Below are 26,176 nucleotides of genomic sequence, written 5' to 3'. Positions count from 1 at the left end.
AATTAAACACAATACTTGTTTCTTAGTTCTTTTGCTTCTTTATCTGTTTTATAACCGTGTAATAGTAGTCCTTCTGTACAATTAATTTTTTTAGAGGTTATTTGCTTAATAACAAATGCTTTATAATCTTCGGTTTTGTTAAAATCTGAAGGTATTAGCTTAATCAATTTTTTAACATTTTTAATACCTAATTTTTCACTTAAGACTAAATTAAAAATTGTTTTTTTTAGTTCTATTGTATGTATAGAGTGTTCTAATTTAAAGTTATATGTAAAAGATTTATCCCAGGTAGTTATAACTATTGTGTTTTTAATGCCTAAGCTTTTCTTATGTATAGGGTTTCTGTAATACTGGTCTATAGTTTGTCCGTAATAGGCATCTATATTAATTTTTAAGTCAGTAACATCTTCATAGTTAATTTTGTTATTGTAATCAATAATAAATTCATTAGTACTAAACTCTATATGTCCTTCCTTTACACAGTTAATTAATTCATAATCATAAAATTGATATATATGTGCCACACCAAAAAATAGCATAGAAATTATAAATATGGGAACAATTATTGGCAGAATATTATCGGTTAATGGAAATTTAGTATTTAAAAAAAGTATTATAAATCCAAAAACAAAAAGAGCAAAACTAGAATAAACTATTTGTTTTGTTATAGAAAGTTTTTCTTTAATAATTCTGTATTTATAAGCAGTAAATTTCAAATTACATTAGGTATTTATTTAAATTCTATCTTTGTTCTTTAATAATATCTGCTACAGCTTGTTTGTACTTAAATTGGTTACCAGCCTTTTTTATTGCTTTGTATGTTTTTTTTGGGTTGTTAGTTGCTAATGAAAAGAACTCCCAAAATCCTAACATTTTCATTTTTATTGGTGTTGGCCCAGACAATAATTCATCATACTGATGGTAAATAGTATCGTGAAATTCTTTAAAAATCTGCCATCTACCTTTAGGATATTCTGTTGTGTTGTTTTTTATCATATTTGGTAAAAACGGATCTGAAATTAATCCACGTCCAATCATAAAATGTTGTATGCTAGGAAACTGCTCTTTCATTTTTTTAAATTGAGCAACAGTTGTTATATCGCCATTATAATACAATGTATGTTTGGCAACATCCACACATTTTTGAAAACCTTCTAAATCTACACCGCCTTTATACAATTGTTTGCCTAGTCTGGCGTGTATAGCAATACTTTTTAAAGGATATTTATCTAATACAGAAAAGGATTCTAGTATTTCATTACTATTCTCGTATCCTAATCTCATTTTCATAGACACGGTAACATCTGTTTCGCTATGTGCACGGTCTAAAATATGGTCTATTTTCTCTGGGTTACAAATAAGTCCAGATCCCATACCACTATTTGTAACCATAGGATAGGGGCAACCTAAATTCCAATTAAGTTCTTTATACCCCAAAGACTGTATGTATTTTATTGCAAATATAAATTGGTCTGCATCTGCCGTCATTACCTGTGGTATAAGGTTTAAAGATGTATTTACCTCTGGGTTTAAATCTCTTTGGTAAGAGCCCTTTATAATCATTTTTTTATTAAACCTAATATAAGGCGCATAATAGGTATCTATACCACCAAAAAACTTTTGATGCGCATTTCTAAAGTTATAATCTGTAAAGCCTTGTAAAGGGGATGATAATAGTTGGTATGACATTAATTATTTTTAAGCAGCAAATATAAACTTTTGCATTCCTCTTTTATTGGTTATACGTTTATTTAGAAATTACTTTATTATTTTAATATTCAACTTCATTAGAAATTGTACCATCTAGTTTATAATATTTCCAAGTACCAGTTTTTTTGTCATTACTGTAGTAGCCTTCGGATTTTAGTTTTCCTGAAATGGAGTATTGTTGGTACAAGCCATCTAACACGCTGTAGGAGTTATAATTATTTTTCTTTTTTGATATAACCTCACTTAAGTTTCCATTTTCAGAATACTTCTTTTGAACTAATCTACCAAAGTAGCTTTCATTTTCATTAGAAGGATTCTTTTTATGATCAAATTGTTTAATTATTGATGATAAATTACCATCGTTATGATAGTAATAATCTATCATTTCACTAGGAGCACAACAATGATCTGTTTCGTATTTATGGTTATGCATTATTTTGCCATCTTCTTTATACTCTTTCCAATATCCAATTTTTTTTCCTTCTTTTCTTTGTCCTTCCTCTTTTAATTGTCCGTTATTAAAATACTCTTTATACGCACCGTTTAAAGCTTGGTTTTTATAAGTAGCTAATAATCTTAACTGTCCATTTTCATAATAAACCTTTCTTGTACCTTCTTCTTTTTCATTATCGTATTCTACTATAGACTTCAAAGTTTTGTTGTCATTAAAATACTCTTTCTTAACATAATTGTCTTTTGCCTTTGCAGAAAAATTAATTTCTTTTGTGAGGTTACCTGTTTCATCATACGTTTTCCAAACACCTATTTTATTATGGTTTTTATAAGCACCAGATTCAATAACAATTTTAGCATCACTCATTTTACCTAAACGTATTACATCTTGTTTGTTTTGTAAATAACGAGTAAAATTTCCTGTAAATTTTTCATTTTCATCATAATAACCTTCATCTAATACATAAAAATTATCTTTAAAACCTTCTGGAGTATATTTGTATGCGCCTAATTTTTTATTATTAACATAGTTGTACTCAAAAAATAAAGTGCCATCATCATTAAACTTTGTATGCTTGCCATTTTTTACTCCGTTGGTGTAATTTATGGTTTCTTTTAATTTTCCGTTATAATTATAATACTCTTGTGTGCCTTCTAAAATACCATTAATTGCTCTGGTAATTTTATCTGTACTACCATCTCTGTTTTTATATTTTTTTTCTATGATATTACCGTTAGGTGTTTTTACAACCTTAGTGTCTATTATGTTTAAAAGTCCATCTTCTAAAGTGTAAGTGTTTTTTAGTTTACCCGTTTCTAAATCATAATCATTCATTGTTCCGTTACCATCTTTTAAAGTGCCGTACTCAATGTTATTACCTTGCTTATTTTTAAGTGAAATTATGTTATGTATTAAGCCATTTTTATACTCAGTAGACTTATGCAATTTTCCATTATCAAAAAATATGTTTTGTATACCCACATTTTTACCATTAGAAAAAGTTCCAGTTTGACCAATTTTTCCGTTTTTATGATAATAAATATATGGACCATTTTCTCTATCATCTAGGTAGTTAATTTCGGCTATCAAATTTTCTGTTTCATTATATAATAACCATTTACCATTTTTTTTTCTGTATGCTCCAAATAAACTAGCAACAGCATCTTTTTTAACAATAAAATTACCTTTAGCTTTTAATTTTTTGTTTTCATAGAAGTAACTTATTTCACCTATTTCTTTATGGTTCTTAGTTACCGCAGTATCTCTAGTATATGTAATTTGTTCTACTAAAATATTATCTTTATTATATTTACTTTCTACTATGGCATTGCCGTACACTTTATGTTTTATATTATTTCTGGTAGTGCGTTGTGCTGTTATGCATAAAACACTTAATAATGTACATATTAGAACTATACTTTTTTTCATTTGTAGTTATATTAGCGACTTTTTTTACTATAATATTTTATAAATTACTAGTTGTAGGTTTTTTCAGAAATTACTTTACCATTTTTGTATTCTACCTCTTTAGAAATTTTACCGTTTAGTTTAAAAAATTTCCAAACACCAGTTTTTTCATCATTCTTATACTGTCCTTCGCTTTCTATTTTAGCAGCTTCATTATACGTTTTAGATATTCCGTTTTTTCTTCCATCTGCATATATATAGGTAGTTTCTAGCATATCATCACTGTTGTAGTGTTTCCACTCGCCAGATTTATAACCTATTTTAAAATGACCTTCTGTAACGAGGTTACCGGTTTTAGAATATTTTTGGTACAAACCATCTTTATAACCGTCTTTGGAGTTTACTACTTCTTTTTTGTTTCCGTTGTCATAAAAACTGGTTTCTGTTATTGGGTAACTATCAGCATATGTTCTTTCACTTAGTAAAAGTCCGGCAGAGTTATAATATTTACTACTACCATCTTTTTTATTGTTTACATACGTTTCTACAGAAGTTAGTTTACCATTTGGGTAATATTCTTTTTTAATATAATTTTTTGGTGCACTATACTCTTTTTCCCAAATTAAACGGTTGTCTTCTGTTTTTTGTGACCATTTACCTGTTGGTTTATTTTCGCTATAAAATGATGTTTCTACCAAGTTAGTGCCCGTACGAGCATCTTTTAAATAAGAAACCCATTGACCTTCTTTTAAATCGTTTTTATAGTTTTCTAAACGTTGTATTTTTCCTTTTTTGTCAAAGGTTTTCCACTCACCATTTTTAAGACCATTTTTATAGTTAAATTCCTCAAAAATATCACCATTACTGTAGTATGATGTACTTTTGCCATTGGCTTTTCCGTTTTTATCAAAAACCATTTCTTGCTCTAAATTACCAGAAAAATCATAGTTTTTTTTAGTGCCAACCATTTTACCGTTTGCAAAAGTTACCTCTGTATAAGCACCACTGTTTTCTGCAATTTTGTAACTTCCGTTTAAAAGCTTGTTGTCAGTCTTAAATAGTGTTTCTTTACCAAAACGTTGTGTATCTACGTTTTCCCACATTAAGTAGTTTACTTGAGCGTTTGCATTAGTAGCAAGTAAAATGGTTAGTATTAGTATAATTTTTCTCATAATAAATATAGATTTTATGCTAAATGTTATTGTGTTTTTTTGTCAAAGTTTTTATTTAATTAGCTAAATTTTCTAGGTTTAGTTCATCTACATCTAATTCTTCTGGTCCTGGTTGTTCTGTAGTTACATTATTATGAAACTCTTTTAATAGCTCATAAACATACGCTGCATTTCCTTCATTATATCTTCTAGCCCAAAATGTGTATAAATAAGTTAATCTGTCTTCTGTTGTTAACTCAGTTACTTTTTCATAAGTAGAGTAGTTTTCATACTTTAAAATAGTTTTCAATTCTTTTAAAATACTATCATCAATAGTACTGGAAATATAATCTTCAACTTCATTATAATTATCTTGGCTAGCCAAAGAATATATTTCTCTAGATATATATGCATCTTGGCCTGTATCATTATAAATTATTAGTGAAGCTTTTAACAAAGCCTCTGCACCAGAATTTTTATAAATTTTATTATTTTTAAAAAGCTTGTATATATTCTTTTTAACTTGTGGAGTAAATATTTTTTTTAAATTTTCAGGACTTCTGTCAATTTTAGAAGTTATATAGGAGTAATACTCATTTTTTGTGTCAAAATCAGAAAATCCATCATAAGATTGTAAAAAATAACTAGTTGCAATACCTCTACTGGCATCACTATTATCAAGATCAAAACTATTAAATAGGTTCTGAATCATTATTTTTTTATCAGTTAAAATGTCAATTGATTCTGCTATTATAGAATTTCTATTCTCTTTAGTTTCTTTATTTTCAGTTATTTTATCTCTTAGATTTTCAATAGTATTTTTTAATCGTTCATTTTGTCTTTCTTTGGTACTACTTCTTATTTTTTCTTTTTCAATTATTTTTTCTAATTCAGCTATTTTAGTATTCGTGTTAGTTTTTTTACAAGAAATAACCAGAGTAATACTAATAGCAAGTATAATTTTTTTTATCATTGGGTTTAATTTTGATAGTTATTTTAGTTCTAAGGTTTTTTTCTAATGGAAGAACTGTTACAACTATCAATATTAAGTATAATACCCAGAGCAGTAATTAGTCAATTAATATTCGTAAGGTATTATTGTATTTTTGGATGATTTTTATGCTTTGAATTATAAAATTCTATTATTGTTAGTTATTGCTTCTTTATAAATTTTAGACTCTCTTACCTGTAAATCTGTTGCTAATGCTTTTATGTAGGTAATGCCTAATTCTTCATACTCACTAATTTGTTTAGCATTCAACTTTATTTCTCTAACCTGGTTTGTAATACCACCAAGAAAAACCCATAAATGATAATTGTTAGTACTTGTTTTGCTAAATATGTAAAACCAATCTTCCCAATGTATAAGCGTATTTTTAGATTTTAATAATTGTAAGTGTATTTGTTTAATACTTATACTGTTGTTAAGCACAGATAACTCAAAAAAATCTTGATCACTATTATTTACATAGTTATATATTTCTGATTTGTTTTTATCCGATATTTTAAAATCATCTTTTAAAAAACAAACAAAATCTTTAGTGTTTATAAAGTTTAAATGTGCAGTATAGTAAAACAGTTTGCTTTGCCAAACTTTATAACTAGCAGTAATTTTAGATAAAATAAACTTGTCGGTTTTTGTATAAATTAAATCTAATTGCATTTGTAATTATTGTCCTTTTTTAACTAATGTATGTTTAATTTGGTATAAACACACCCATTTTCTCTTTTTTTTGTTTAGCTAAACATCCTGCAAAAGTTTTTTTAGTGATTTATATATAAATACAAAATAAACGCAACTATGTTGCATTAATAATTCGTTTGTATATATTTGCGCTTCAATAATTAAAAACACACAAATGAAAAAGACTTATTTATTACCACTTTTAGCTGTATCTACTTTATTTATGGCCTGTTCTAAGGATGATGATGCACCTGTAAATGATGAACATCACGAAGATCATGAAAATGTTTCATTATTAGTTTCTGATGCAAATTCTGCTTCATTAAATTTTATTAATGTAGATAATGAAGAGGTTACAGCTTACCAAGCATCATATGCAAAAGGTAGTATATATGCTACAGAATCTGGTAGATACGCTGTTATAACACACAGAGACAATAATTTTACAGAAACGTTTAATATAGGTGGAGAAATAGATCACGGAGACCATAGTCATGATTTAGGTGAAACAGGTTTTGGTGCTATAAAATTTGAAAGTTTAAAGCCAACACACTTTAAATCAGAACAAGATTATGTGGCTGTTTATAACGATGGCGATGCAACTCTTACTATTTTTGATGAAAAAACTATAGCCAATAATACAACTGCTAAAAATATAACAACTGGGACAACTGCACACCACGGTGCAATGGTAATTTTTAAAAACGGAAATATTGCAGTTACTAAATTAGGAAATGGTGCTGTATTACCAGAAAAAGTACATATTATAAACCAAGACGGTGAAGTTGTATCTGAAGAAGAGCAAAGTTTAAGTACATCTGGTATACACGGTAGTGCCGGTAACAACACAACGGCGCTTTTTGGATCTAATACTGGTGTATTGGTTGTTAAAGATAATGGAGAACAAAAAATTATAAATTACCCAACAAGTTTTGAAGAAAACGTGTGGTTTGGAAGTATACTTGCTACAACTTCAGACGTTATTTTTGTTGGATATACCTCTAGTAAAGGAGCTTACTTTATTAATATAAATAGTGAAGAAATTACACCAATACATGAAACAGCAGAATTATTTAAATGTATGGTTTCTAGAGATAAAAAAGAAATTTTAAGTATAACCAAGAGTGGAGATATTAAAGTTACCAATGTAATATCTAATTCTGTTGTATATGAAGGTAAATTATCTATTACAATGGATACAGAATCTGATGGCCACGGATCTGTTACTACTAATATAGATTATTTTGATGATTTTTTATACCTATCTATTCCGTCAGAAGAAAAAATTATACAGTATAACTTAGAAAAAATGGAAGTTGTTAAAGAATTTAATTTAGGTATTACACCATATCAATTTAAAATATTGGCATACGATATAGAACACTAGAAATAACTTACTTTATAAAAGAAAACCGAGTCTTTGGCTCGGTTTTTTTATTGTTTTTGTAAAAACAATCTAATTTCTTTACGTAAAGATATTTCTGGCTTTGGTAAAGGTATGGTCTGCCCAAACCTTTTACTTTTATTAAATTTAGAATAAGCTATTTTGTGATTTTTCCAAGCGTCTGGATACAACTCTATAAATGTATTAAAAAAACTCTGTTCGTTAATTTTACCTTCTATTTTAGAAAGTACTACTTTAAATTTTTCTTCTTGTTTTATAATCATTGTATTTTTAAGTTAAAGTACCAATTAAAGCAATATTTTACCCCACATTTTTGCCTAATCTCATCGCCTACAGGTATAGGAGTTAATGTGTAAAAATATATAGGACTTGGTTTAACATATTTTACTTTAGCTAAAGTAATATAAGGTACAATTTAGGTACAAAAAATTGTAAAAATTACTAAGTCTATGCTTTTTTATTAGAATTTAGAACACTAGTATGTAATGTTTTAACAGATTACTTTCCAATACAGAAATTAGCAAAAATATTACCAAGTAGTTCATCATTAGATACTTGCCCTGTAATTTCACCCAAATGGTATAGCGCTTCTTTAAGGTCTATAGCTAGTAAGTCTCCAGATATGCCACCGTCCATACCAAGTTGTACTTTTTCTATACCTTCTAAAGATTTTAATAAAGCATCATAATGTCTGGTATTGGTAACAATAGTTTCATTATTGCGTAAAGCTCCTGTGTTTACAAAACCAAGTAATTTATCTTTTAAAGTTTCTAAACCATCACCTTTTTTAGCGGATAAAAATAAAATAGACGGAATTTCCTCTTCAATACTTGCTATTTGTTCTGGTGCATATAAGTCTTTTTTATTAGCAATAGTAACTAAAGTTTTTAACGGAAACTGATTTTTTATTTTTTCAATTTCTATTTTAACAGCGTCTAAATTTTCTACAGCAGGTGTAAGCGGACTTAAATATAAAACAACCTGTGCTTGTTCAATTTTTTCAAACGTTTTTTTAATACCAATACTTTCTACAACATCTAAAGTTTCTCGTATTCCAGCAGTATCAATAAATCTAAAACCTATGCCACCAATAGATATTTCGTCTTCTATAGTGTCTCTAGTGGTACCAGCAATATCACTCACAATAGCGCGGTCTTCATTTAACAGCGCATTTAACAGCGTAGATTTACCAACATTTGGTTCGCCAACAATAGCTACAGGAATTCCGTTTTTTAGCACGTTACCAACAGCAAAAGAATCTATTAATCGTTTTAATACTTCTTGTATTCTTGCAAGTAAGGTTTTAAACTGCGTACGATCTGCAAACTCCACATCTTCTTCAGCAAAATCTAACTCTAGCTCTATTAATGATGCAAAATTTAAAAGTTCTTCACGTAGCTTCTTTATTTCTGATGAAAAACCGCCACGCATTTGTTGCATCGCTATTTGGTGACTAGCCTCATTATCAGACGCAATTAAATCTGCAACTGCTTCAGCCTGACTCAAGTCTAACTTGCCATTTAAAAATGCACGTAATGTAAATTCACCAGCATCTGCCATACGGCAACCATTACGTAAAAACAACTGTATAATTTGTTGCTGTATGTATTGTGATCCGTGACAAGATATTTCTATAACATTTTCACCAGTATAGGAGTTTGGCCCTTTAAAAAGCGATACCAAAACTTCATCATAAACCTTAGCGCCATCTACAATATGACCCAAATGTATGGTATGTGTTTTTTGTTTTGTTAAATCTTTATTACGAACAGATTTAAATTTAGCATTTGCCAACGTAATTGCGTTTGGCCCAGAAAGCCTTATAACTGCTATGGCACCAGCGCCAGATGGTGTTGCTAATGCAACTATAGTATCTTGTGAAAACATAAATGCAAAAATACAAATTATTAAAGTTGCTGTGTATTCATTTTACATTAAATAAATACTGTAGCTAACAGGGAAGCGTAAGGTGTAACGTGTTAAAAAGGTAAGAGATGCTTAAAAATGCAACTATGCATCTTAACAAAACGTTAAATGTAAGTATGTTATACTGGGTAATGATATTTTTGTTAGCAACGAAAAGAAACCTAACTAACTCAAAAATCTAAAAATGATTAAAAAAATTGCCTTGTTGCTATTGTTTGTTGTATCTAGTACAATAACTTTTGCCCAAGAAGAAACCAGTAATGTACCAACGCCAAATTATAGGCAAGCTGCAAAATTTTCTCCAGATAATTTAAAAAAAATTGTACATTCTACTAATGTACGTCCTAATTGGTTAAAAAATGGAAACCGCTTTTGGTACCAATACAAAACAACAGAAGGTGCAAACTTTTATTTGGTAGATGCAGACCGTGGCACAAAAACAAAATTGTTTGACAATGCTAAAATGGCTCAATGGTTAACTTTAATAACTAAAGATCCTTACGATGCAAAACATTTACCACGCTTTAATTTTAAGTTTGTAAAAAATGAAACAGCAATACGTTTTAGAGTAACATCTAAAGAAAAAGTAGATGTTGTTGATGATAAAAAAGACGATAAAAAAAATGATACCATTTCTAAAGACTCTAGTAAAGCCAAGGGAGCTAAAAAAGCACCTAAAAAAGAGAACAAAGTATATTATTTAGAATACAAATTAGGAGGTAATGGTTTAACTGTTATTAACAATATAAAAGAAGACGAAAATAAAAAACGATGGGCTAATATAGCTCCAGATAGCAGTATTGTATTGTTTTCTAAACAGCACAATTTATATTGGATGGATAAAGCCAACTATTTAAAAGCTGTAAAAGATGAAAAAGATTCTACCATTGTAGAACACCAATGGACTAAAGATGGTGTAGAAAACTACAGTTACGGTGGTGGATCTTGGGGAGAGAATAACGAGACTAAAGAAGAGAATAAAGACAAGCGTAAGGGAATAAGAGGGTATTGGTCTCACGACTCTAAAAAGTTTGTGTACCAACGATCTGATTCTAGAGATTTAAAAGATTTATGGGTTATAAATTCTGTGGCTAAAAAAAGACCAACTTTAGAAACATATAAATACCATATGCCAGGAGAAAAAGAGTTTTCTAAACCAGAAATTTTGGTTTTTGATATTCCTTCTAAAGAAATGCTTACTGTAAAGTTAGACACTACAATACAGCAAAGTATTGATATTTATAGCGCACCTACTAAAAAAATGAATTTTAGTGATGATTTTAGACCAACGTTATTGCTTTCTAAAAAAGGTAAAATATATTTTAGTAGCACAAGCAGAGACCGAAAAAAAGTACATGTTAATGTTGCTGATATTATTACAGGAGAAGTAAAAACGCTAATTAAAGAGGAACTTAATACCTATGTAGAGGCCAAGGACATTGTGTTATTTAATAATGAGCAAGAAATTATTCAATGGTCAGAGAGAGACGGTTGGGCACATTTTTATTTGTATGATGCAAACGGTAATTTAAAAAACCAGATTACAAAAGGTAGTTACCACTCTAATAGTTTTGTGGGTGTTAATGAAAAAGAGCGTACATTATTTTTTACTGCTAATGGTGTTACTAAAGAGCAAGATCCGTATTACGAGCATCTTTTTAAAATTAACCTAAATGGTACAGGATTAAAAAACTTAAATAAAGGAGACTATAATACTAGTACTAGTATGGCAGACTCTAATAGATTTTTTGTAAACAACTACTCTAGGGTAAATACGGTTCCTAAATCAGAGCTTAGATCTAGTAACGGTAATGTAATTTTAAAGTTAGAGGAGGCAGATTTATCTGCGCTTATGGCAACAGGTTACAAATTTCCAGAACCGTTTAAAGTAAAGGCAGACGATGGTATTACAGACCTTTACGGCGTAATGTATAAGCCTTTTAATTTTGATGAAACTAAGAGTTACCCATTAATAGAGTATGTGTATCCTGGTCCACAAACAGAGGCTGTAAACAAGTCTTTTTCTGTTTCTATGAATAGATTAGATAGGCTCGCACAAGTTGGTTTTGTAGTAGTTAGTTTAGGGAACAGAGGTGGCCACCCAAACAGGTCTAAATGGTACCACAATTACGGTTATGGTAACTTAAGAGATTATGGTTTAGCAGATAAAAAGTATGTTGCAGAACAATTAGCAGATAAACATAGTTTTATAGATATAAACAAAGTGGGAATTTTTGGTCACTCTGGAGGCGGATTTATGTCTACGGCGGCAATGCTAGTATACCCAGACTTTTTTAAGGTAGCGGTTTCTTCTGCAGGTAATCATGATAACTCTATGTACAATAGTTGGTGGAGTGAAACGCACCACGGAGTAGAAGAGGTAAAAGATGCTAATGGCGTTATTACATATAAATACGATATTGATAAAAACCAGACTTTAGCAGCTAACTTAAAAGGAAAATTAATGTTGGTAACGGGAGATGTAGATAACAATGTGCACCCAGGAGCTACAATTAGAATGGCAAATGCATTAATTAAAGCAAACAAGAGATTCGATTTTATGATGATGCCTGGTCAAAGACACGGTTTTGGTAGTATGACAGAGTATTTCTTTTGGTTAAAAGCAGATTATTTTAGCAAACACTTTTTAGGTGTAGAAGCTACCAATGTAGATATGTTAGAAATGAATAGAGCTAAACCAAAGCACTAATTATATAAAAGCACAATAGCTTATTTAAGCGCCTGTATTGTAACAAATACAGGCGTTTTTTTGGTTTTTATGTTGATGATTTTTTAGATTTAAAATAAAATTTTGAGTTTTTAATGTAACATTATAAACAATTGTGCTACTGATAAAGTAATAACATCAAAATCAATCAAAAAATGGAAATTATTAATCAACAACAAGCAACAACAAGGTCTGATAACGGATTGTTAGCAGTTACACATTTAACACAATTATTACATTATTGTACAGGAGTAGGAGGTTTTATAGTGCCTTTGGTATTATGGTTAACTACAAAGGATAGTGTAGAGGGGATGAACGAGCACGGAAAGTCTATAGTAAACTTTCAGCTAAGCTTACTTTTATATATTATAATTAGCGTACCAGGAATTTTATTGTTTGGTTTAGGGCTTTTAGGATTTTTATTTGTAGGTATTATAGGCTTTGTTATGCCAATAGTAAATGCTGTGAGAGCTGCAAACGGAGAGTCGCCTAGTAAATTTATGACAATATCTTTTATATCATAACATATTAATACTAAATAGTTTAAACAATCTGTCTCTTATATTTAATTAGAGACAGATTTTTTTTTTGATTTTATATCAAAATTATAGTCTAATTTTGCAGTACACACATTAACTATAATTTAAATTATGAAGAAGATTGTATTAGCAGGAATGCTATTAGCGTTTAGCGCAACAAGTTTATTTGCACAAGAGCAAGAAACAGAGAAAGTAGAAAATGCAAAAACTACAGAAGAGGTATTAAAAGCAGAAGAGAACGCTAAATTAGAAGCAGCAGCCAAAGCAGAGGAAGCAGCTAAATTAGCAGAAAAAGAAGCTAAAAAATTAGAAAAAGAGCAAAAAGCAGCAGAGAAAAAAGCTAAAAAAGAAGCCAAAGAAATTAAAAAGAAAGAAAAAGAGGCTAAAAAAGCAGCAAAACTTAAAAGCGCTATTGCAAAGCAAGAAAGAAACGTTTCTAAAGTAGAGAGAAAAATTACGAAGCTAGAAAATAAATTGTCATTAGACACAGCTGCTGGTAAATTATCTCCTGTAGCAACAGAAAAGCTTAAATCTTCTATTGCAAAGCAAAAGCTTAAGTTGGTAAAAGAAAATGTAAAACTTAATAAATTAGAGCGTAAGCAATAGTTAAGTTTTAATTTTAAGAATAAAAAAAGAGGACATTACGTCCTCTTTTTTGGTTTTTTGTGTTGGGTATTTTAAATTATGCGTTATTAAGCATAACAGGCATTACTAACATTGTTACGTGTTCACCTTCATCTACACCATCAATAGGAGTTAAAATACCAGCTCTATTTGGTAAACTCATTTCTAAAGAAACATCATCAGAACTTAAGTTACCTAGCATTTCTACTAAAAATCTAGAGTTAAATCCTATTTGCATATCATCTCCTTGGTAAGAACATGTTAAGCGTTCTTCTGCTTTGTTACTGTAATCTATATCTTCTGCAGATATATTTAACTCTGCACCAGCTACTTTTAAACGTATTTGGTGCGTAGTTTTGTTAGAGAAAATAGATACACGCCTTACAGAACTTAAAAGCTGAGTTCTAGAAATACTTAATACATTTGGATTCTCTTTTGGTATTACCGCTTCATAGTTAGGGTATTTACCATCTATTAGTCTACATATTAGTTCTGTATTGTCAAAAGTAAATTTAGCATTACTCTCGTTGTATTCTATAGTAACATCATTTTCACTACCACCAAGTATACCTTTTAATAAAGTTAAAGGTTTTTTAGGCATTATAAATTCTGCTACCTGAGATGCAGTAACATCTGTACGTTGGTATTTTACAAGTTTGTGAGCATCTGTAGCTACAAACGTTAAATTTTCTGGAGAAAATTGAAAAAATACACCACTCATAACTGGTCTTAGGTCGTCATTACCAGCAGCAAAAATTGTTTTGTTAATTGCAGTAGCTAAAATATCACCTAAAATAGTTGTAGTACTTGGGTTAGATAATTCTACAGCGTTAGGAAATTCTGCGCCATCTACGTATGCTAATGCATATTTACCGTGGTTACTACTAATTTCTACTGTATTATTTTCCTCAACAACAAAAGTTAATGGTTGTTCAGGAAAGGTTTTAAGCGTTTCTAATAATAATTTTGCTGGCAAAGCAATTGTACCTTCATTATCAGAATCTACCTCTAATACAGAACTCATTGTGGTTTCTAAATCTGAGGCAGAAACAGTAAGACTGTTTTGCTTTAATTCAAACAAAAAATTATCTAAAATTGGCAATGTGTTACTGTTATTAATAACACCGCCTAAAACTTGTAATTGCTTTAGCAAATAAGTACTAGATACTATAAATTTCATCAGCTATATAATTTTCTTCATTTATGGTTAGGCTCTCAAATGCCTTTAAGTATTTTTCAATAAAATTTAAAAAATCCTTGAAACAAAGATATTTTAATTGTGCTTTTAACGAAAACAAACTTATTAACACTTATTTACCGTATTTATGTTTTCTGTAATAATTAAAAAGCAAACCAAATAGTAGTGTTAAAACCACTGGTAATGCTATGTTTATAAGTTGCCACTTGGTTTTTTGAGCTACAATTTTTTCTTTATCTAAGAAAGGAATTGCAACTTTTTTTGTTCGGATGTTTATAAGTCCACTATCATCTAACAAGTAATTTATGCTGTTTACCATAAAATCTTTGTTCCCGTAAGCATTATTTGTCCACTTATCATAACCAAGTTGTAAAGGCTTTCCTTTGCTTATTTGGTTTTTTACTACATCACCATCTGCAATAACCAACATTTTATTGTTTGTACCAACTTCTTTGTTGTTTTTTAGCGCAAATGGTTTTACGCGGTTGTTATAAACAGATTTAAATTTGCCTTCTACCAGCACAGCTAAAGGCTTGTTACCATTGTTATATTCTTCCTTGTTTGGAGCTTTGTTAACCAAATCTAAGCTAATAATATTTGGAGCGCCAACAACTGTAGATAAGGGAGAACTATAGTATAAAATATGTTTTTTATAATTGTTATTATTTAAAACATCTATACTGTTTGCAAACTGAAAACGTAAAGCTTCTAAATTGTTGTTAATTGGGTGGTCGTTTCTAGAAAATACCATAGGATTAAATGGCCACGGCACTGGGTTGTATTGGGAGTTATTGCCATCTCCTTGGGCTAAAACAATTTGTGTAGCATATATATCTTTTATTAAAACAGGATTTACACGTAAACCATATTTAAAAAAGAAATCTTTTAAGTTTAAATCTCTAGGAAAAGCTAAAGATTTACCTTCATTATTAAACAAACTATCTAGCTCCATACTAACATTATCTATAAGCCACATAGATTTTCCGCCATTTACAATATATTGGTCTAACACATATTTTTCTTTATCTGTAAATGGTTCTGTTGGTTTAGCAATTAAAGCAAGGTCATATTCCTGTAATTGGGCTAATGTTTTCTCTGGATTGGTAGCAACAGAATCTAAGGTAAAAGCTCCAATGTTATAATATTCTTTAATGGTAGACAGGTAGTCTGCAAGGTAAATATCTTGCAACTCACCATTACCTTTTAATACTGCTATTCTCTTTTTTTGCTTAATACTTAACTTACTAAAAGCATCTGCAAAAGAATACTCTAAATGTTGTATAGAGTTGGTTACGCGTTCTTCTGTTGTAGCACCTAGCTTATTTTTAAGCAGGGCAACCTTTACAGTTTTATTGTTGTAGTTAACCATAGCCCAAGGAAAAACAAATTCCTGAGACACTTTACCGTTTTCCTCTACAGTAACATTGGCAGGTGTTAAGCCCAGTTTTTGCATTTCTGCAATAGCATTTTCAGAAGTGCCTGTAGTTTCTAAAGGATTAATAAAGTTAAATTTAATATTGCTATTTTCAGCTTTAAATTCTTCTAAAATTTGTTTTGTTTCAGACTGTAGTTTTACAAATTCACCTGGCAATTGTCCCTCTAAAAGAACATCAATAATAACTGGGTTGGTAAAATCTTGTACAGTTTGTAGTGCTGCATTAGATAAGGTGTATCTGCTATCTTCAGTAACATCTATTCTTGAATAAACATAGTTAGATATTGTATTAAGTATTATTAGGGCAATAAAACCAATAGCTACGGAGGTAAGTATCTTTTTCATTATTGGTTTAAATTTTTAAGTTGAACAACAGTTAAAAACAAAAAAAACACGGTTACACTAATAAAATATACCAAATCTCTTGTGTCTATAACACCGCGTGCTATACTTTCAAAATGTGCTTTCATTCCTAAAGACGCTATTGTAACAGCTGTGCTACCGTCTGTAAACAATGTACTAATACCTTGAAAACCGTAAAAGCAGGCAAAACAAAGAATTAAAGCCAGTAAAAATGCTACAATTTGGTTTTGTGATAAGGTAGATGCAAAAATACCAATAGCAGTGTAGCTTGCCATTAAAAATAAGAGTCCAAAATAAGAGCCAAAAACTACTCCCATATCTATATTTCCTATAGTTTGCCCAAGCTGAGACAAGGAGTAAACATATAAAAAGGTAGGTATAATAGCTATAATTACAAGGGTAAGTGTACCTAAAAACTTACCAATAACGGTTTGCCATAAAGATATTGGTTTAATAAATAGTAGTTCTAAGGTTCCTGTTTTACGTTCCTCAGAAAAACTTTTCATAGTTATAGCTGGTATTAAAAATAAAAATATCCAAGGAACAAGAAAAAAGAAGTTACTTAGGTCTGCAAAACCATAATCAAAAATATTGTATTCTCCTTTAAAAACCCATAAAAATAGGCCGCAAAATATTAAAAATAAGCCAATGACCATATAGCCAATTGGCGACGTAAAAAACGATTGAATTTCTCGTTTGTAAATGGCGTACATCTAATTAATTTAAAGTTTCGTTTTTATTTACAGTCCAAGCTTGTGGTTTAGCTGCAAATAGTATTTTAGTTTTTGCCCAAACACCTGTAAATAAATCTGAGTGTCTGTAAGCTTCTAAAGCATCTTCATTATCCCAATAACTATAGGTAAAAAATATAGCAGGATTATTTTTGTCTTGGTATAGCTCTAAAAAGTTACAACCATCAAAATTTCTAATTAAATGTTTAGACTGGTTAAATATATCTTCAAAGCTAACAATATTTTCAGTTTTAAACGTCAATTTTACAATGCGTACTATCATTTATAAAAAATTAATGGTTATGGTATCTCTATAATCTAGTCCTAATAAGGTAGATGCACCACCAACAGTTGTTAAATTACTTTTGTAAATAGCTAATTCTAAAAACTGAGATGAGTTAAATAACGCCAATAAATCTCCAGGCCCATTTCGTTTATTTTTTTCTGCATCAAAATTAATAATATCACTATACTTGTTATGTATGGTTTTTAGTACTTTACCACGTACCCTAACTTCATAATCTCTTCCATTTTTATAAGCTTCAAACAAGTTTTTTTGAATATTACTAACAACATTACCGTAATTATCTATATAAACAATGTTGCCAATTATGGTTTTACCACCATCTATAAGTTGCGGCACAAAATCTTTAAAAGTTTTTAAATTGTTAAAGGGTCTGCCAACAACTTCCATTTTACCGCCACGAACCAAATGGCAAGCAGCTTTTATAAAAACATCATAAGTAGGGAAAGACCCATCTTTGGTATCTGGTATATTAATTGAAACTATTTTTTCTGGCTTAACCTCAGAAGTTATTAAACAAACAACGCCGTTGTTAGCACTTATAAAATAATGCCCATCAACATAAGTAATAATATGTTCATTTTCTTTGGTAAGCTCGGCATCTACACCTACAATATGCACTGTGCCCTTAGGAAACGTTTTGTATGAGTTTTTAAGAATATAGGCACATTCCTGTATGTTAAACGGATTTATGCTGTGTGATATATCAACAATAGTTGCATTTTCAATTTCGCTGAAGATTGCTCCTTTTAGTGCGCCAACAAAATGGTCTTTGTATCCAAAATCAGTAGTTAGTGTTAGTATTGTCATTTATGACTGTTGATATGTTTTTTGCCGTGGTGAAGTGATTTTGATTAAATTTGTTATACAAAATTACATAAAAAAATAGCCAACTAAAATTTATATTTACGTCCTAACCTTTTAATACATTTTTTCATTTGAACGAAATCATAATTGAACTCACAGAAATAAGTCCTAGAGAATTTTTTGGGCATCAAAATGCGCATATAGATTTATTGAAAAAATACTTTCCAAAACTAAAAATTGTTGCTCGTGGCAGCAAAATTAAAGCTTACGGAGATGATGAGCATTTAGAAGAATTTGATAAGCGTTTAGATATGCTTATGACCCATTTTGCTAAGTACAATAAAATAGACGAAAATGTAATTGAAAGGGTTTTTACTAGTAATAGCCAAGAAGATTACGCTACAAAACAGAGTAGTGGAGACGTTTTAGTACACGGTGTTAGTGGTAGGCTTATTAAAGCACAAACAGCTAACCAACGTAAATTGGTAGAGGCGGCAACCAATAATGATATGGTTTTTGCTATTGGCCCTGCAGGTACAGGTAAAACATATACTGGTGTTGCTTTGGCTGTAAAAGCTTTAAAAGAAAAGCAGGTAAGACGTATTATTTTAACTAGACCAGCGGTAGAAGCAGGAGAAAATTTAGGTTTTTTACCAGGAGATTTAAAAGAAAAACTAGATCCTTATATGCAACCGTTGTATGATGCTTTGCGTGATATGATTCCCGCTGAAAAATTAGCACATTACATAGAAAACGGAACCATACAAATTGCACCAATGGCATTTATGCGTGGTAGAACGTTAGATAATGCTTTTGTTATTTTAGATGAAGCACAAAATACTACGCATGCCCAAATGAAAATGTTTTTAACACGTATGGGTAAAAACGCAAAATTTTTATTAACAGGAGATCCAGGACAAATAGATTTACCACGAAGGGTAATTTCTGGTTTAAAAGAAGCTCTTTTAGTGCTTGCTAATGTAGATGGTATAAAAATTATTTATCTAGATGATAAAGATGTTGTAAGACACAAATTAGTTAAAAAGGTAATAGAAGCATATAAAAATATAGAGCATCAAAATTAAAATGTACTAATGAATACAATTACAGATACCAATTTTAAATTTCCTAAACAAGTAGACGTTTACAAAGGTAAGGTTAGAGAAGTATATCGTTTAGAGGATGATATTATGGTAATGGTAGCAACAGACAGACTTTCTGCTTTTGACGTAGTTATGCCTAAAGGAATACCATACAAAGGGCAAATACTAAACCAGATAGCTACAAAAATGATGAATGATACTGCGGATATTGTTCCTAATTGGTTATTAAAAACACCAGATGCAAACGTAGCTATTGGTCACGCTTGTGAGCCTTTTAAGGTAGAAATGGTGATACGTGGGTATATGTCTGGACACGCAGCTAGAGAATACAAAGCAGGAAAAAGAATGCTTTGTGGTGTGCCTATGCCAGGAGGTTTAAAGGAGAATGATAAGTTTCCTACGCCTATTATAACACCAGCTACTAAAGCTGAAATGGGAGACCACGACGAGGATATTTCTAGAGAAGATATTATAAAACGAGGTATAGTTTCTGAAACCGATTATAAGCAGTTAGAAGATTACACTTTTGCTTTATTTAAAAGAGGAACAGAAATTGCAGCTAAACGTGGTTTAATTTTAGTAGATACTAAGTATGAATTTGGTAAAACTAAAGACGGTAAAATTGTATTAATTGATGAAATACACACACCAGATTCTTCACGTTACTTTTATGCAGATGGTTATGAAGAGCGACAAGAAAAAGGAGAGCCACAAAAACAATTATCTAAAGAGTTTGTGCGCCAATGGCTAATAAGCAACAATTTTCAGGGGTTAGAAGGGCAAACACTACCAGAAATGACAGATGAGTATATTGCATCTGTATCTGAAAGATATATAGAGTTGTATGAAAATATTACAGGAGAAACTTTTGTAAAAGCAGATATAACCAATATACAAGCAAGAATAGAGAACAATGTTTTACATTGTTTACAAACACTTTAATTTAAGTAACAAGTTTAAAAAGACCGCTATTTTGCGGTCTTTTTTCTTTTTAAGCATTTAAATTTTCTATAATAGACTTTAATTGTCCGGGTTTTATTGGTTTAATTATATAACCATTAATTTCTGATACATTATTAGCACGCTCTATATCTACAGGGTCTACAGATGAAGATACCATATAAACCGTTATTTTTTTATCTAACTGAGGTTTAAACTTTGTATATTCTTCCATAAATTGAAAACCATCCATAATAGGCATATTGTTATCTAAGAAAATAACATCGGGTAGTTCATAATTATTTTTAATATTATCTAACATAAAATCCTTTGCTTCTTCACCATCAGAAAAAACCATAATTTTTTTTGCTAAGCCTAGGGCTTTTATTGTTTTTACTATTGTAAACTGATAGATATCATCATCATCAATAATACATACGTTAAAATGGTTTTTCATAATTTTTAGTTTAGGGTTACTATAAAGGTCGTTCCTTCATTTACTTGGCTTTTGGCACTAATTGTGCCTCCAAGAGATTCTATTTGTACTTTGGTCATAAATAAACCTATACCTTTTGCTTGTGGGTGTCTATGAAAAACTTTGTTTAAACCAAAAAGCTTATGTCCGTGTTTTTCCAAGTCTATCCCTAAGCCATTATCCTTTACGGTTAAGGTTATTCTGTTTTTTATTAATGTTGTTTTTAGCTCTATAACAGGGTCTCTGTCTGGAGATTTGTATTTAAGAGCATTACTCATTAAATTTAAAAAAATACTCTCTAAATATAATTTACTGTACAATACACTATCTACCAATGAAAAATCGCTAATTATTGTTGCATTTGTCGCTTCTATTTCACCAGTTAAAATTTCTTTAGTTTTATTTAAAATATCTTCAAAATTTAATTTTTTTAATTCTGTAGGAGCTCCATTAGAGGTTTTTAATGCCTCTACAAGTGTGTCTAAAGTTTCAGTTAAATGACCAATAACAATTTCAAACTTGCCAAATATTTCAGCTTTATCCTCCTCATCAGTAGCACTATTATAAAAACCTAAAAGTGAATTTAAATTGCTAACAGGAGCTCTTAAATTATGAGATGTAATATGTGCAAAATCTGCTAATTGTCTGTTTTTATTAAGTAAGTTATCTGTTAGGACTTCTAATCTCTCTTTTGCTTTTAATATTTTATATTCGGAGTGTTTTTGTTCTGTAATATCTCTTATAGCAACAGAAATAAGTAATCCTTCTTCTGTTTCTAGCGGAGACAAGCTTATTTGTATAGGTATTTTTTCGCCATTTTTGTGTAACGCATACAATTCTTTACTTTTTTCAGTTTCACTCGTTTTAATATTAGTAAAAAAATTATTGTTGTTACTTTTGTATGTATGCATAAACTTCTCTGGTATAAGAAGTTCTACAGGTTTATTTTTTAGATCTATAGAAGGATAACCAAATAACTTTTCTGCTTGTTTATTGCTAATTTGTATAGTACCTTCTTCATCTACAATTAACATTGCGTCTGGAGCAGACTCTAGTAAGCCTCTAAATTTTATTTCGGCCATACGTAACTGCGTTACATCTTGGCAGGTACCAATCATTTCTATAGGTTCTCCCAGCTCATTGGTAATAAGTTCTCCTAATAAGTGTACTGTTTTAGTGGTGCCATCTTCTAATACAATACGGTGTAAAACATCTGTAAACTTATCTTCTTTTACTGTTATCTCAATAAAATTAGATACTTCTTTACGGTCTTCAGGATGTATATGATTAAAATAAGTGTCAAAAGTTACCTTTTTTAATATTTTAGGGTCTCTACCAAAAATATTATACATATTTGCAGACCAAATAATTTCATTACTAATCATATTCCAGCTCCAATTACCCATCATAGTAATTTGTTCTGCGTAATTTAAAAGCTGATTTTTTTTAAGTAGTTCTGCTTCTGCTTTTTTGCGGTCTGTTATATCATAAAAAATGCCTAAAATGCCTAAGTATTCATCTAAATCATTTTTTAATGGGGTTAATGATAGTTCTACAGGAAAAAGAGTTCCATTTTTTTTCCGAAATGTCCACTCTCTAGTATCTTTAATATCTTGTAAACCCAATTCATAAAAAGGGTTAAAATTTTGTATATGTTCTTTGTTAAATTTAGATGCAAATTCTTTACTGAAACTTGCTAATTCATCTTTCAATAAAATAGATGTTGGGGGTAAATTACCAATAACTTCTTCTGCTGAGAACCCTAAAAGTTTTTCTGCTCCAGAATTAAACTGCATCACATCTCCTTGTTTATCTATAGAAACAATAGAAACTGCACTGGAGTTTATTATAGACTTTAACTCACTATTTACGGAGTGTAGTTGGGTTTCTGTTTTTTTTATTTCGGTAATTTCCTGAAAAATTCCGTAGACACGGGTAATAATTCCATTTTCTTTATCTGCAAGTCCAATTTTACGTGCCCATATTTTTTTTCCTGTTATGGTTTCTAAAGCAACTTCTTCATCAAAACTATCACCATTATTAATAAGGTTAGTCATACACTCTTTTATATTTTTTCTATGAACTTTGTCTTTAAAAAGAGTAATGGTTTCCTTTAAGTTTATTTTATTTCTATTTTTTAAATCTAAAATATCACTAGTAATTTTATCTAAAGTATAATCTTTTGTGGTTAAGTTTAGTTCCCAAATACCAATACGCGCCACATTATTAATACGTTCTAGCGTATTTTTAATTTTAGGGTTTTCTTCAATTGCCTTATGCATTTTAAATTAATTTATAAACTTTTTAAGCGTTATTGCTATTCCTTTGGGGAGATTCAATATTCTAAAAATAGCTATTTTAATGAAATTAACACTTATTGTATCTAATAAATGTTTTTCTTTTTATGTTTTTTCGATAAAACACATTGTAATTTATTAGTTTATTTTACATATTATACATCTATTTTTATGTTCCATTAAAACTATAATTGCACTATTTTCTATTATCATATTAATAAAAAAAGTATAATGATAATTAAAAATATAAAAACTATTTGTTATTTTAGGGCTTAATTATCAGCTATTTACTTTTAATACTCCAAAAATTATGCAATGCCCTTGTTCTCCTACGCAACTTTATGAGAATTGTTGTAAAAAAGCCCATTTAGATATAACAAAAGTAGAAACCGCAGAACAGTTAATGCGTTCTAGATATAGTGCATTTGTGTTAGCTAATATTGATTATTTAAATAGGAGTCATTACAGTAAAACAAGGCCTAAAAAAAGAGAACAAAATGAAATTAAAGAGTGGGCAAACTCTGTGCATTGGATAAAATTGTCTGTGTTAGATTTAGAGAAAGGTACTAAAACAGATGCTACAGGAATAGTAGAGTTTAAAGCATATTATATGGAGGATTCTAGCATTATTATTTTACACGAAAAGTCTAATTTTTGTAAAGAAAATGGGCATTGGGTGTACGTAGATGGTAGGTAGTTTTATGCTATTTTTTTGTGTTTTACACTACGTAATATTTTCTGAATATCTAAATTATCTTTTTGAGGAATTAAGTAGTTTTCTAGTTGTTCATTACTTGTTATAATTTCAGTATTATTTATAAATCCATAGCCCATATAAGTGCCGTTTTTTAATAACACAAAAGCTTCTTCATCTTCTGTTCTTCCTTTTTCTTTATAGACTTCTATTTTTGCTATTTTATGTATATGTTGTATTGCATTATTAACTTTTATATTATATTCTTCAGGAGTTTCATTTTCTCTGCAAATACCGTTGCAAGCACTAATTTTATGGTGGTTACAGGCTTGTACGCCTTCTTGTAAATGGCAATATTTAGGACATAAATTGAATAAAAAACATAGTTCTTCTACATAAGCTCTGCATTGCCTTACGTTAGAAAAAACTTTTAAAGGGTTAGGGCTATTTTTTAGTGTATTATAAGCTAAATGTATTATACCTTTACGATCTGTATAGCAAAAAATAGCATAGTTTTTTAAATTTCTTTTGGCTAATTGGTTATACTCGGGATAATGTTGTTTTATAGCGGCATCCTCCATAAGTAATGCAATAAGTTCACTGCCAGATAGCTCAAAGTCTATATCTGCTGTTTCTCTACACATATCTAAAGCCTTTTGTGTTTTACTGTAAAAATGAGATAGGACCCTTTTTTTTAAATCAACAGCTTTACCTATGTATATAATTTTCCCTTTTTTATTTTTAAAATAGTAAATACCAGGAGTATTAGGTAACTTATTAAAAACCTCTGTTGGAAGGTGAGATGGAAGTGTCCCTTCTTTAGATGTCTTTTTTAAAAAACTATTAAAAACGGTTGTAGCATTTTCTTGTTGCAATAAAATTTTAAATAAAGTTACAGTAGCTTCAGCATCACCTCTAGCTCTGTGTCTGCCTTCTATGGTTATGTTTAAGTCTTTACATAATTTACCTAGGCTGAAGGATTTGTGACCGGCTAATAATTTCCTGGATAGCCTAACAGTACATAACTTCTTTCTTCTAAAATCCTTGTCTACAGCTTTAAACTCGTTACGAATAACATTATAATCAAAATTAACATTATGAGCCACAAATATGGTGTCTTCTGTAATATCTAATACTTGTTGGGCAATTTCTGCAAAGGTAGGAGCATTTGCAACCATTGCGTTGTCTATACCTGTTAGTGTAGTTATGTAATAAGGAATTACATCTTCTGGATTTACTAAAGACGTAAACTCATCTACAACCTTATCTCCATTAAACTTAAATATAGAAATTTCGGTAATTTTATTAGTTTGGCCGGTAGTTTCTACATCAATAATTGTGTACATCATTTTAAAGATTTTTCTAATGCTTTTAACTCTACACCAAGTGTATTAAACATTGTAATTATGCTACTTATTTTAAGCTCTTCTTCTGTATATTCTTGAGTGTTAATACTACAGGTAAATTCCCAAATCTCTAACACTTCATCAATAGCTACTTCATAAGGCTCATATGCGTTGTTGTCTGATACTAATTTTAGAGTATTGTTTTTTTCAATTTGATTATAGACTCTTTTGTAAACCATACCATCATTAAGTGTAACTAAAACATATGTTTTGCCACTGGTAATATCTCTTCTGTCTTCTATAAATTTGCCAATTACAAATGCGCCATTTTTCATAGGCAACATAGAGTCGCCCTTAATAGGAAAAGCTCTGTGTTTACCTGTGGGTAAAAAAGGAAGCTTAATTTTAGATAATTGCTCTATATACTCGGGATCATCATAGCCAGCTAAATAACCAGCAGAAGCGGCAACAGGTACAATTTCTATTAAATTTTCATTGCTATCATCTACTTGTATAGGAAAAAGTACACGTTGGTTGCCAATTTCTATAAAAGATGCGTCTGTAGCTTTGCTTAGATCATTACGTACCAAGACATCTATAGGTAACTTAAAATAGTCAGACAATTGTATAAGAGTTTCAATAGTAGGAGCAGAACGACCTTCTTCATAAGAACTTACACGGGCCCTTGTTATACCTAAATCTTTAGCTAAACCCTCTTGTGTAGCACCTTTTAAGCTTCTTAAATGGCGAATATTTGTAGCAATAAAAATCATAATGCTACAAATGTAAACAATAAATGCAATTAATTGTAGCTAAATTGTAAGCTAAAAAAGTTTATTTATAGTTAAATTATTTT

24 protein-coding genes are annotated in these 26,176 nt (G+C 30.0%); 7 read left to right on the top strand and 17 right to left on the bottom strand.

Going from position 1 to position 26,176, the window contains the following annotated elements:
- Window positions 1-2: 2 nt before the first annotated feature.
- The 6 genes from BFJ87_RS11785 to BFJ87_RS11760 form a co-directional block, all read right to left on the bottom strand.
- A complete protein-coding gene (locus BFJ87_RS11785) occupies window positions 3-716 on the bottom strand; it encodes a hypothetical protein (protein WP_077404664.1) in 714 nt (237 codons plus the stop codon).
- A gap of 25 nt (window positions 717-741) precedes the next feature.
- Window positions 742-1,689, bottom strand: coding sequence for a tRNA dihydrouridine synthase (locus BFJ87_RS11780; RefSeq protein ID WP_077404661.1), 948 nt, complete (start codon window positions 1,687-1,689; stop codon window positions 742-744).
- A gap of 82 nt (window positions 1,690-1,771) precedes the next feature.
- Window positions 1,772-3,592, bottom strand: a complete 1,821-nt coding sequence (locus BFJ87_RS11775) for a toxin-antitoxin system YwqK family antitoxin (RefSeq protein WP_077404658.1) — start codon at window positions 3,590-3,592, stop codon at window positions 1,772-1,774.
- Window positions 3,593-3,639: 47 nt separating this feature from the next.
- The gene (locus BFJ87_RS11770) at window positions 3,640-4,743 is read right to left on the bottom strand and encodes a toxin-antitoxin system YwqK family antitoxin (protein WP_077404655.1); all 1,104 of its coding nucleotides are present in this window, start codon (window positions 4,741-4,743) and stop codon (window positions 3,640-3,642) included.
- 55 nt (window positions 4,744-4,798) lie between these two features.
- Entirely contained in the window at window positions 4,799-5,695 is an 897-nt protein-coding gene (locus BFJ87_RS11765; RefSeq protein WP_077404652.1) for a hypothetical protein, read from the bottom strand.
- 156 nt (window positions 5,696-5,851) lie between these two features.
- Complete coding sequence (locus tag BFJ87_RS11760) at window positions 5,852-6,385, bottom strand: hypothetical protein (protein ID WP_077404649.1); 534 nt, start codon at window positions 6,383-6,385, stop codon at window positions 5,852-5,854.
- A 196-nt stretch (window positions 6,386-6,581) separates the two neighbouring features.
- Here BFJ87_RS11760 and BFJ87_RS11755 point away from each other — a divergent pair, with 196 nt between their 5' ends.
- Complete coding sequence (locus BFJ87_RS11755; protein WP_077404646.1) at window positions 6,582-7,793, top strand: hypothetical protein; 1,212 nt, start codon at window positions 6,582-6,584, stop codon at window positions 7,791-7,793.
- Window positions 7,794-7,840: 47 nt separating this feature from the next.
- Here BFJ87_RS11755 and BFJ87_RS11750 read toward each other — a convergent pair whose 3' ends face one another.
- Both BFJ87_RS11750 and mnmE read right to left on the bottom strand, forming a co-directional pair.
- Window positions 7,841-8,074: a hypothetical protein gene (locus BFJ87_RS11750; protein ID WP_077404643.1), complete on the bottom strand. Its 234-nt coding sequence runs from the start codon at window positions 8,072-8,074 to the stop codon at window positions 7,841-7,843.
- 235 nt (window positions 8,075-8,309) lie between these two features.
- A complete protein-coding gene (mnmE, locus tag BFJ87_RS11745) occupies window positions 8,310-9,698 on the bottom strand; it encodes a tRNA uridine-5-carboxymethylaminomethyl(34) synthesis GTPase MnmE (protein ID WP_077404640.1) in 1,389 nt (462 codons plus the stop codon).
- 223 nt (window positions 9,699-9,921) lie between these two features.
- On the opposite strand from mnmE, the gene BFJ87_RS11740 reads away from it, so the two are divergent.
- From BFJ87_RS11740 to BFJ87_RS16905, 3 genes are all read left to right on the top strand, one after another.
- Window positions 9,922-12,447: a S9 family peptidase gene (locus tag BFJ87_RS11740; RefSeq protein ID WP_077404637.1), complete on the top strand. Its 2,526-nt coding sequence runs from the start codon at window positions 9,922-9,924 to the stop codon at window positions 12,445-12,447.
- A gap of 173 nt (window positions 12,448-12,620) precedes the next feature.
- Window positions 12,621-12,989 carry a DUF4870 domain-containing protein gene (locus BFJ87_RS11735; protein ID WP_075695738.1) on the top strand — a complete coding sequence of 123 codons (369 nt, stop codon included), beginning with the start codon at window positions 12,621-12,623 and terminating at the stop codon, window positions 12,987-12,989.
- 126 nt (window positions 12,990-13,115) lie between these two features.
- The gene (locus BFJ87_RS16905; protein ID WP_077404634.1) at window positions 13,116-13,610 is read left to right on the top strand and encodes a hypothetical protein; all 495 of its coding nucleotides are present in this window, start codon (window positions 13,116-13,118) and stop codon (window positions 13,608-13,610) included.
- Window positions 13,611-13,686: 76 nt separating this feature from the next.
- Here BFJ87_RS16905 and dnaN read toward each other — a convergent pair whose 3' ends face one another.
- From dnaN to BFJ87_RS11705, 5 genes are all read right to left on the bottom strand, one after another.
- The gene (dnaN, locus tag BFJ87_RS11725; protein WP_013622762.1) at window positions 13,687-14,808 is read right to left on the bottom strand and encodes a DNA polymerase III subunit beta; all 1,122 of its coding nucleotides are present in this window, start codon (window positions 14,806-14,808) and stop codon (window positions 13,687-13,689) included.
- A 130-nt stretch (window positions 14,809-14,938) separates the two neighbouring features.
- A complete protein-coding gene (gldG, locus tag BFJ87_RS11720) occupies window positions 14,939-16,606 on the bottom strand; it encodes a gliding motility-associated ABC transporter substrate-binding protein GldG (protein ID WP_077404631.1) in 1,668 nt (555 codons plus the stop codon).
- A complete protein-coding gene (gene gldF, locus BFJ87_RS11715) occupies window positions 16,606-17,337 on the bottom strand; it encodes a gliding motility-associated ABC transporter permease subunit GldF (protein WP_077404628.1) in 732 nt (243 codons plus the stop codon). The genes gldG and gldF overlap by 1 nt, the downstream gene beginning before the upstream one ends.
- Window positions 17,338-17,341: 4 nt before the next feature.
- Window positions 17,342-17,638 (bottom strand): putative quinol monooxygenase, encoded by a 297-nt coding sequence (locus BFJ87_RS11710; protein WP_077404625.1) that lies wholly within the window; start codon window positions 17,636-17,638, stop codon window positions 17,342-17,344.
- Window positions 17,639-18,469 (bottom strand): SAM hydrolase/SAM-dependent halogenase family protein, encoded by an 831-nt coding sequence (locus BFJ87_RS11705; RefSeq protein ID WP_077404622.1) that lies wholly within the window; start codon window positions 18,467-18,469, stop codon window positions 17,639-17,641.
- 128 nt (window positions 18,470-18,597) lie between these two features.
- Between BFJ87_RS11705 and BFJ87_RS11700 the strand changes: the two genes are divergently transcribed.
- Both BFJ87_RS11700 and BFJ87_RS11695 read left to right on the top strand, forming a co-directional pair.
- Window positions 18,598-19,551, top strand: coding sequence for a PhoH family protein (locus BFJ87_RS11700; RefSeq protein WP_077404619.1), 954 nt, complete (start codon window positions 18,598-18,600; stop codon window positions 19,549-19,551).
- A 9-nt stretch (window positions 19,552-19,560) separates the two neighbouring features.
- On the top strand, window positions 19,561-20,511 hold the full coding sequence (locus tag BFJ87_RS11695) for a phosphoribosylaminoimidazolesuccinocarboxamide synthase (RefSeq protein ID WP_077404616.1): 951 nt from the start codon (window positions 19,561-19,563) through the stop codon (window positions 20,509-20,511).
- A gap of 49 nt (window positions 20,512-20,560) precedes the next feature.
- Here BFJ87_RS11695 and BFJ87_RS11690 read toward each other — a convergent pair whose 3' ends face one another.
- Entirely contained in the window at window positions 20,561-20,965 is a 405-nt protein-coding gene (locus tag BFJ87_RS11690; protein WP_077404613.1) for a response regulator, read from the bottom strand.
- A gap of 5 nt (window positions 20,966-20,970) precedes the next feature.
- Window positions 20,971-23,265, bottom strand: a complete 2,295-nt coding sequence (locus tag BFJ87_RS11685) for a PAS domain-containing sensor histidine kinase (protein ID WP_077404610.1) — start codon at window positions 23,263-23,265, stop codon at window positions 20,971-20,973.
- A gap of 325 nt (window positions 23,266-23,590) precedes the next feature.
- Here BFJ87_RS11685 and BFJ87_RS11680 point away from each other — a divergent pair, with 325 nt between their 5' ends.
- Window positions 23,591-23,977, top strand: a complete 387-nt coding sequence (locus BFJ87_RS11680) for a YchJ family protein (RefSeq protein ID WP_077404607.1) — start codon at window positions 23,591-23,593, stop codon at window positions 23,975-23,977.
- Between the two features lie 2 nt (window positions 23,978-23,979).
- Here the strand turns inward: BFJ87_RS11680 and BFJ87_RS11675 are convergent, their stop codons facing one another.
- Window positions 23,980-25,323: an exonuclease domain-containing protein gene (locus BFJ87_RS11675; RefSeq protein ID WP_077404604.1), complete on the bottom strand. Its 1,344-nt coding sequence runs from the start codon at window positions 25,321-25,323 to the stop codon at window positions 23,980-23,982.
- Window positions 25,320-26,093, bottom strand: a complete 774-nt coding sequence (locus BFJ87_RS11670; protein WP_077404600.1) for an XRE family transcriptional regulator — start codon at window positions 26,091-26,093, stop codon at window positions 25,320-25,322. Before BFJ87_RS11670 ends, BFJ87_RS11675 begins: the two co-directional genes overlap by 4 nt.
- Window positions 26,094-26,176 lie beyond the last annotated feature (83 nt).

The sequence above is a fragment of the Cellulophaga omnivescoria genome (genome assembly GCF_001999725.1).
In the GTDB taxonomy this organism is placed as follows: Bacteria; Bacteroidota; Bacteroidia; order Flavobacteriales; family Flavobacteriaceae; genus Cellulophaga; species Cellulophaga omnivescoria.
The sequence above is the reverse complement of the archived record's forward strand: the minus strand, read 5'-3'. Positions and strand labels throughout refer to the sequence as shown.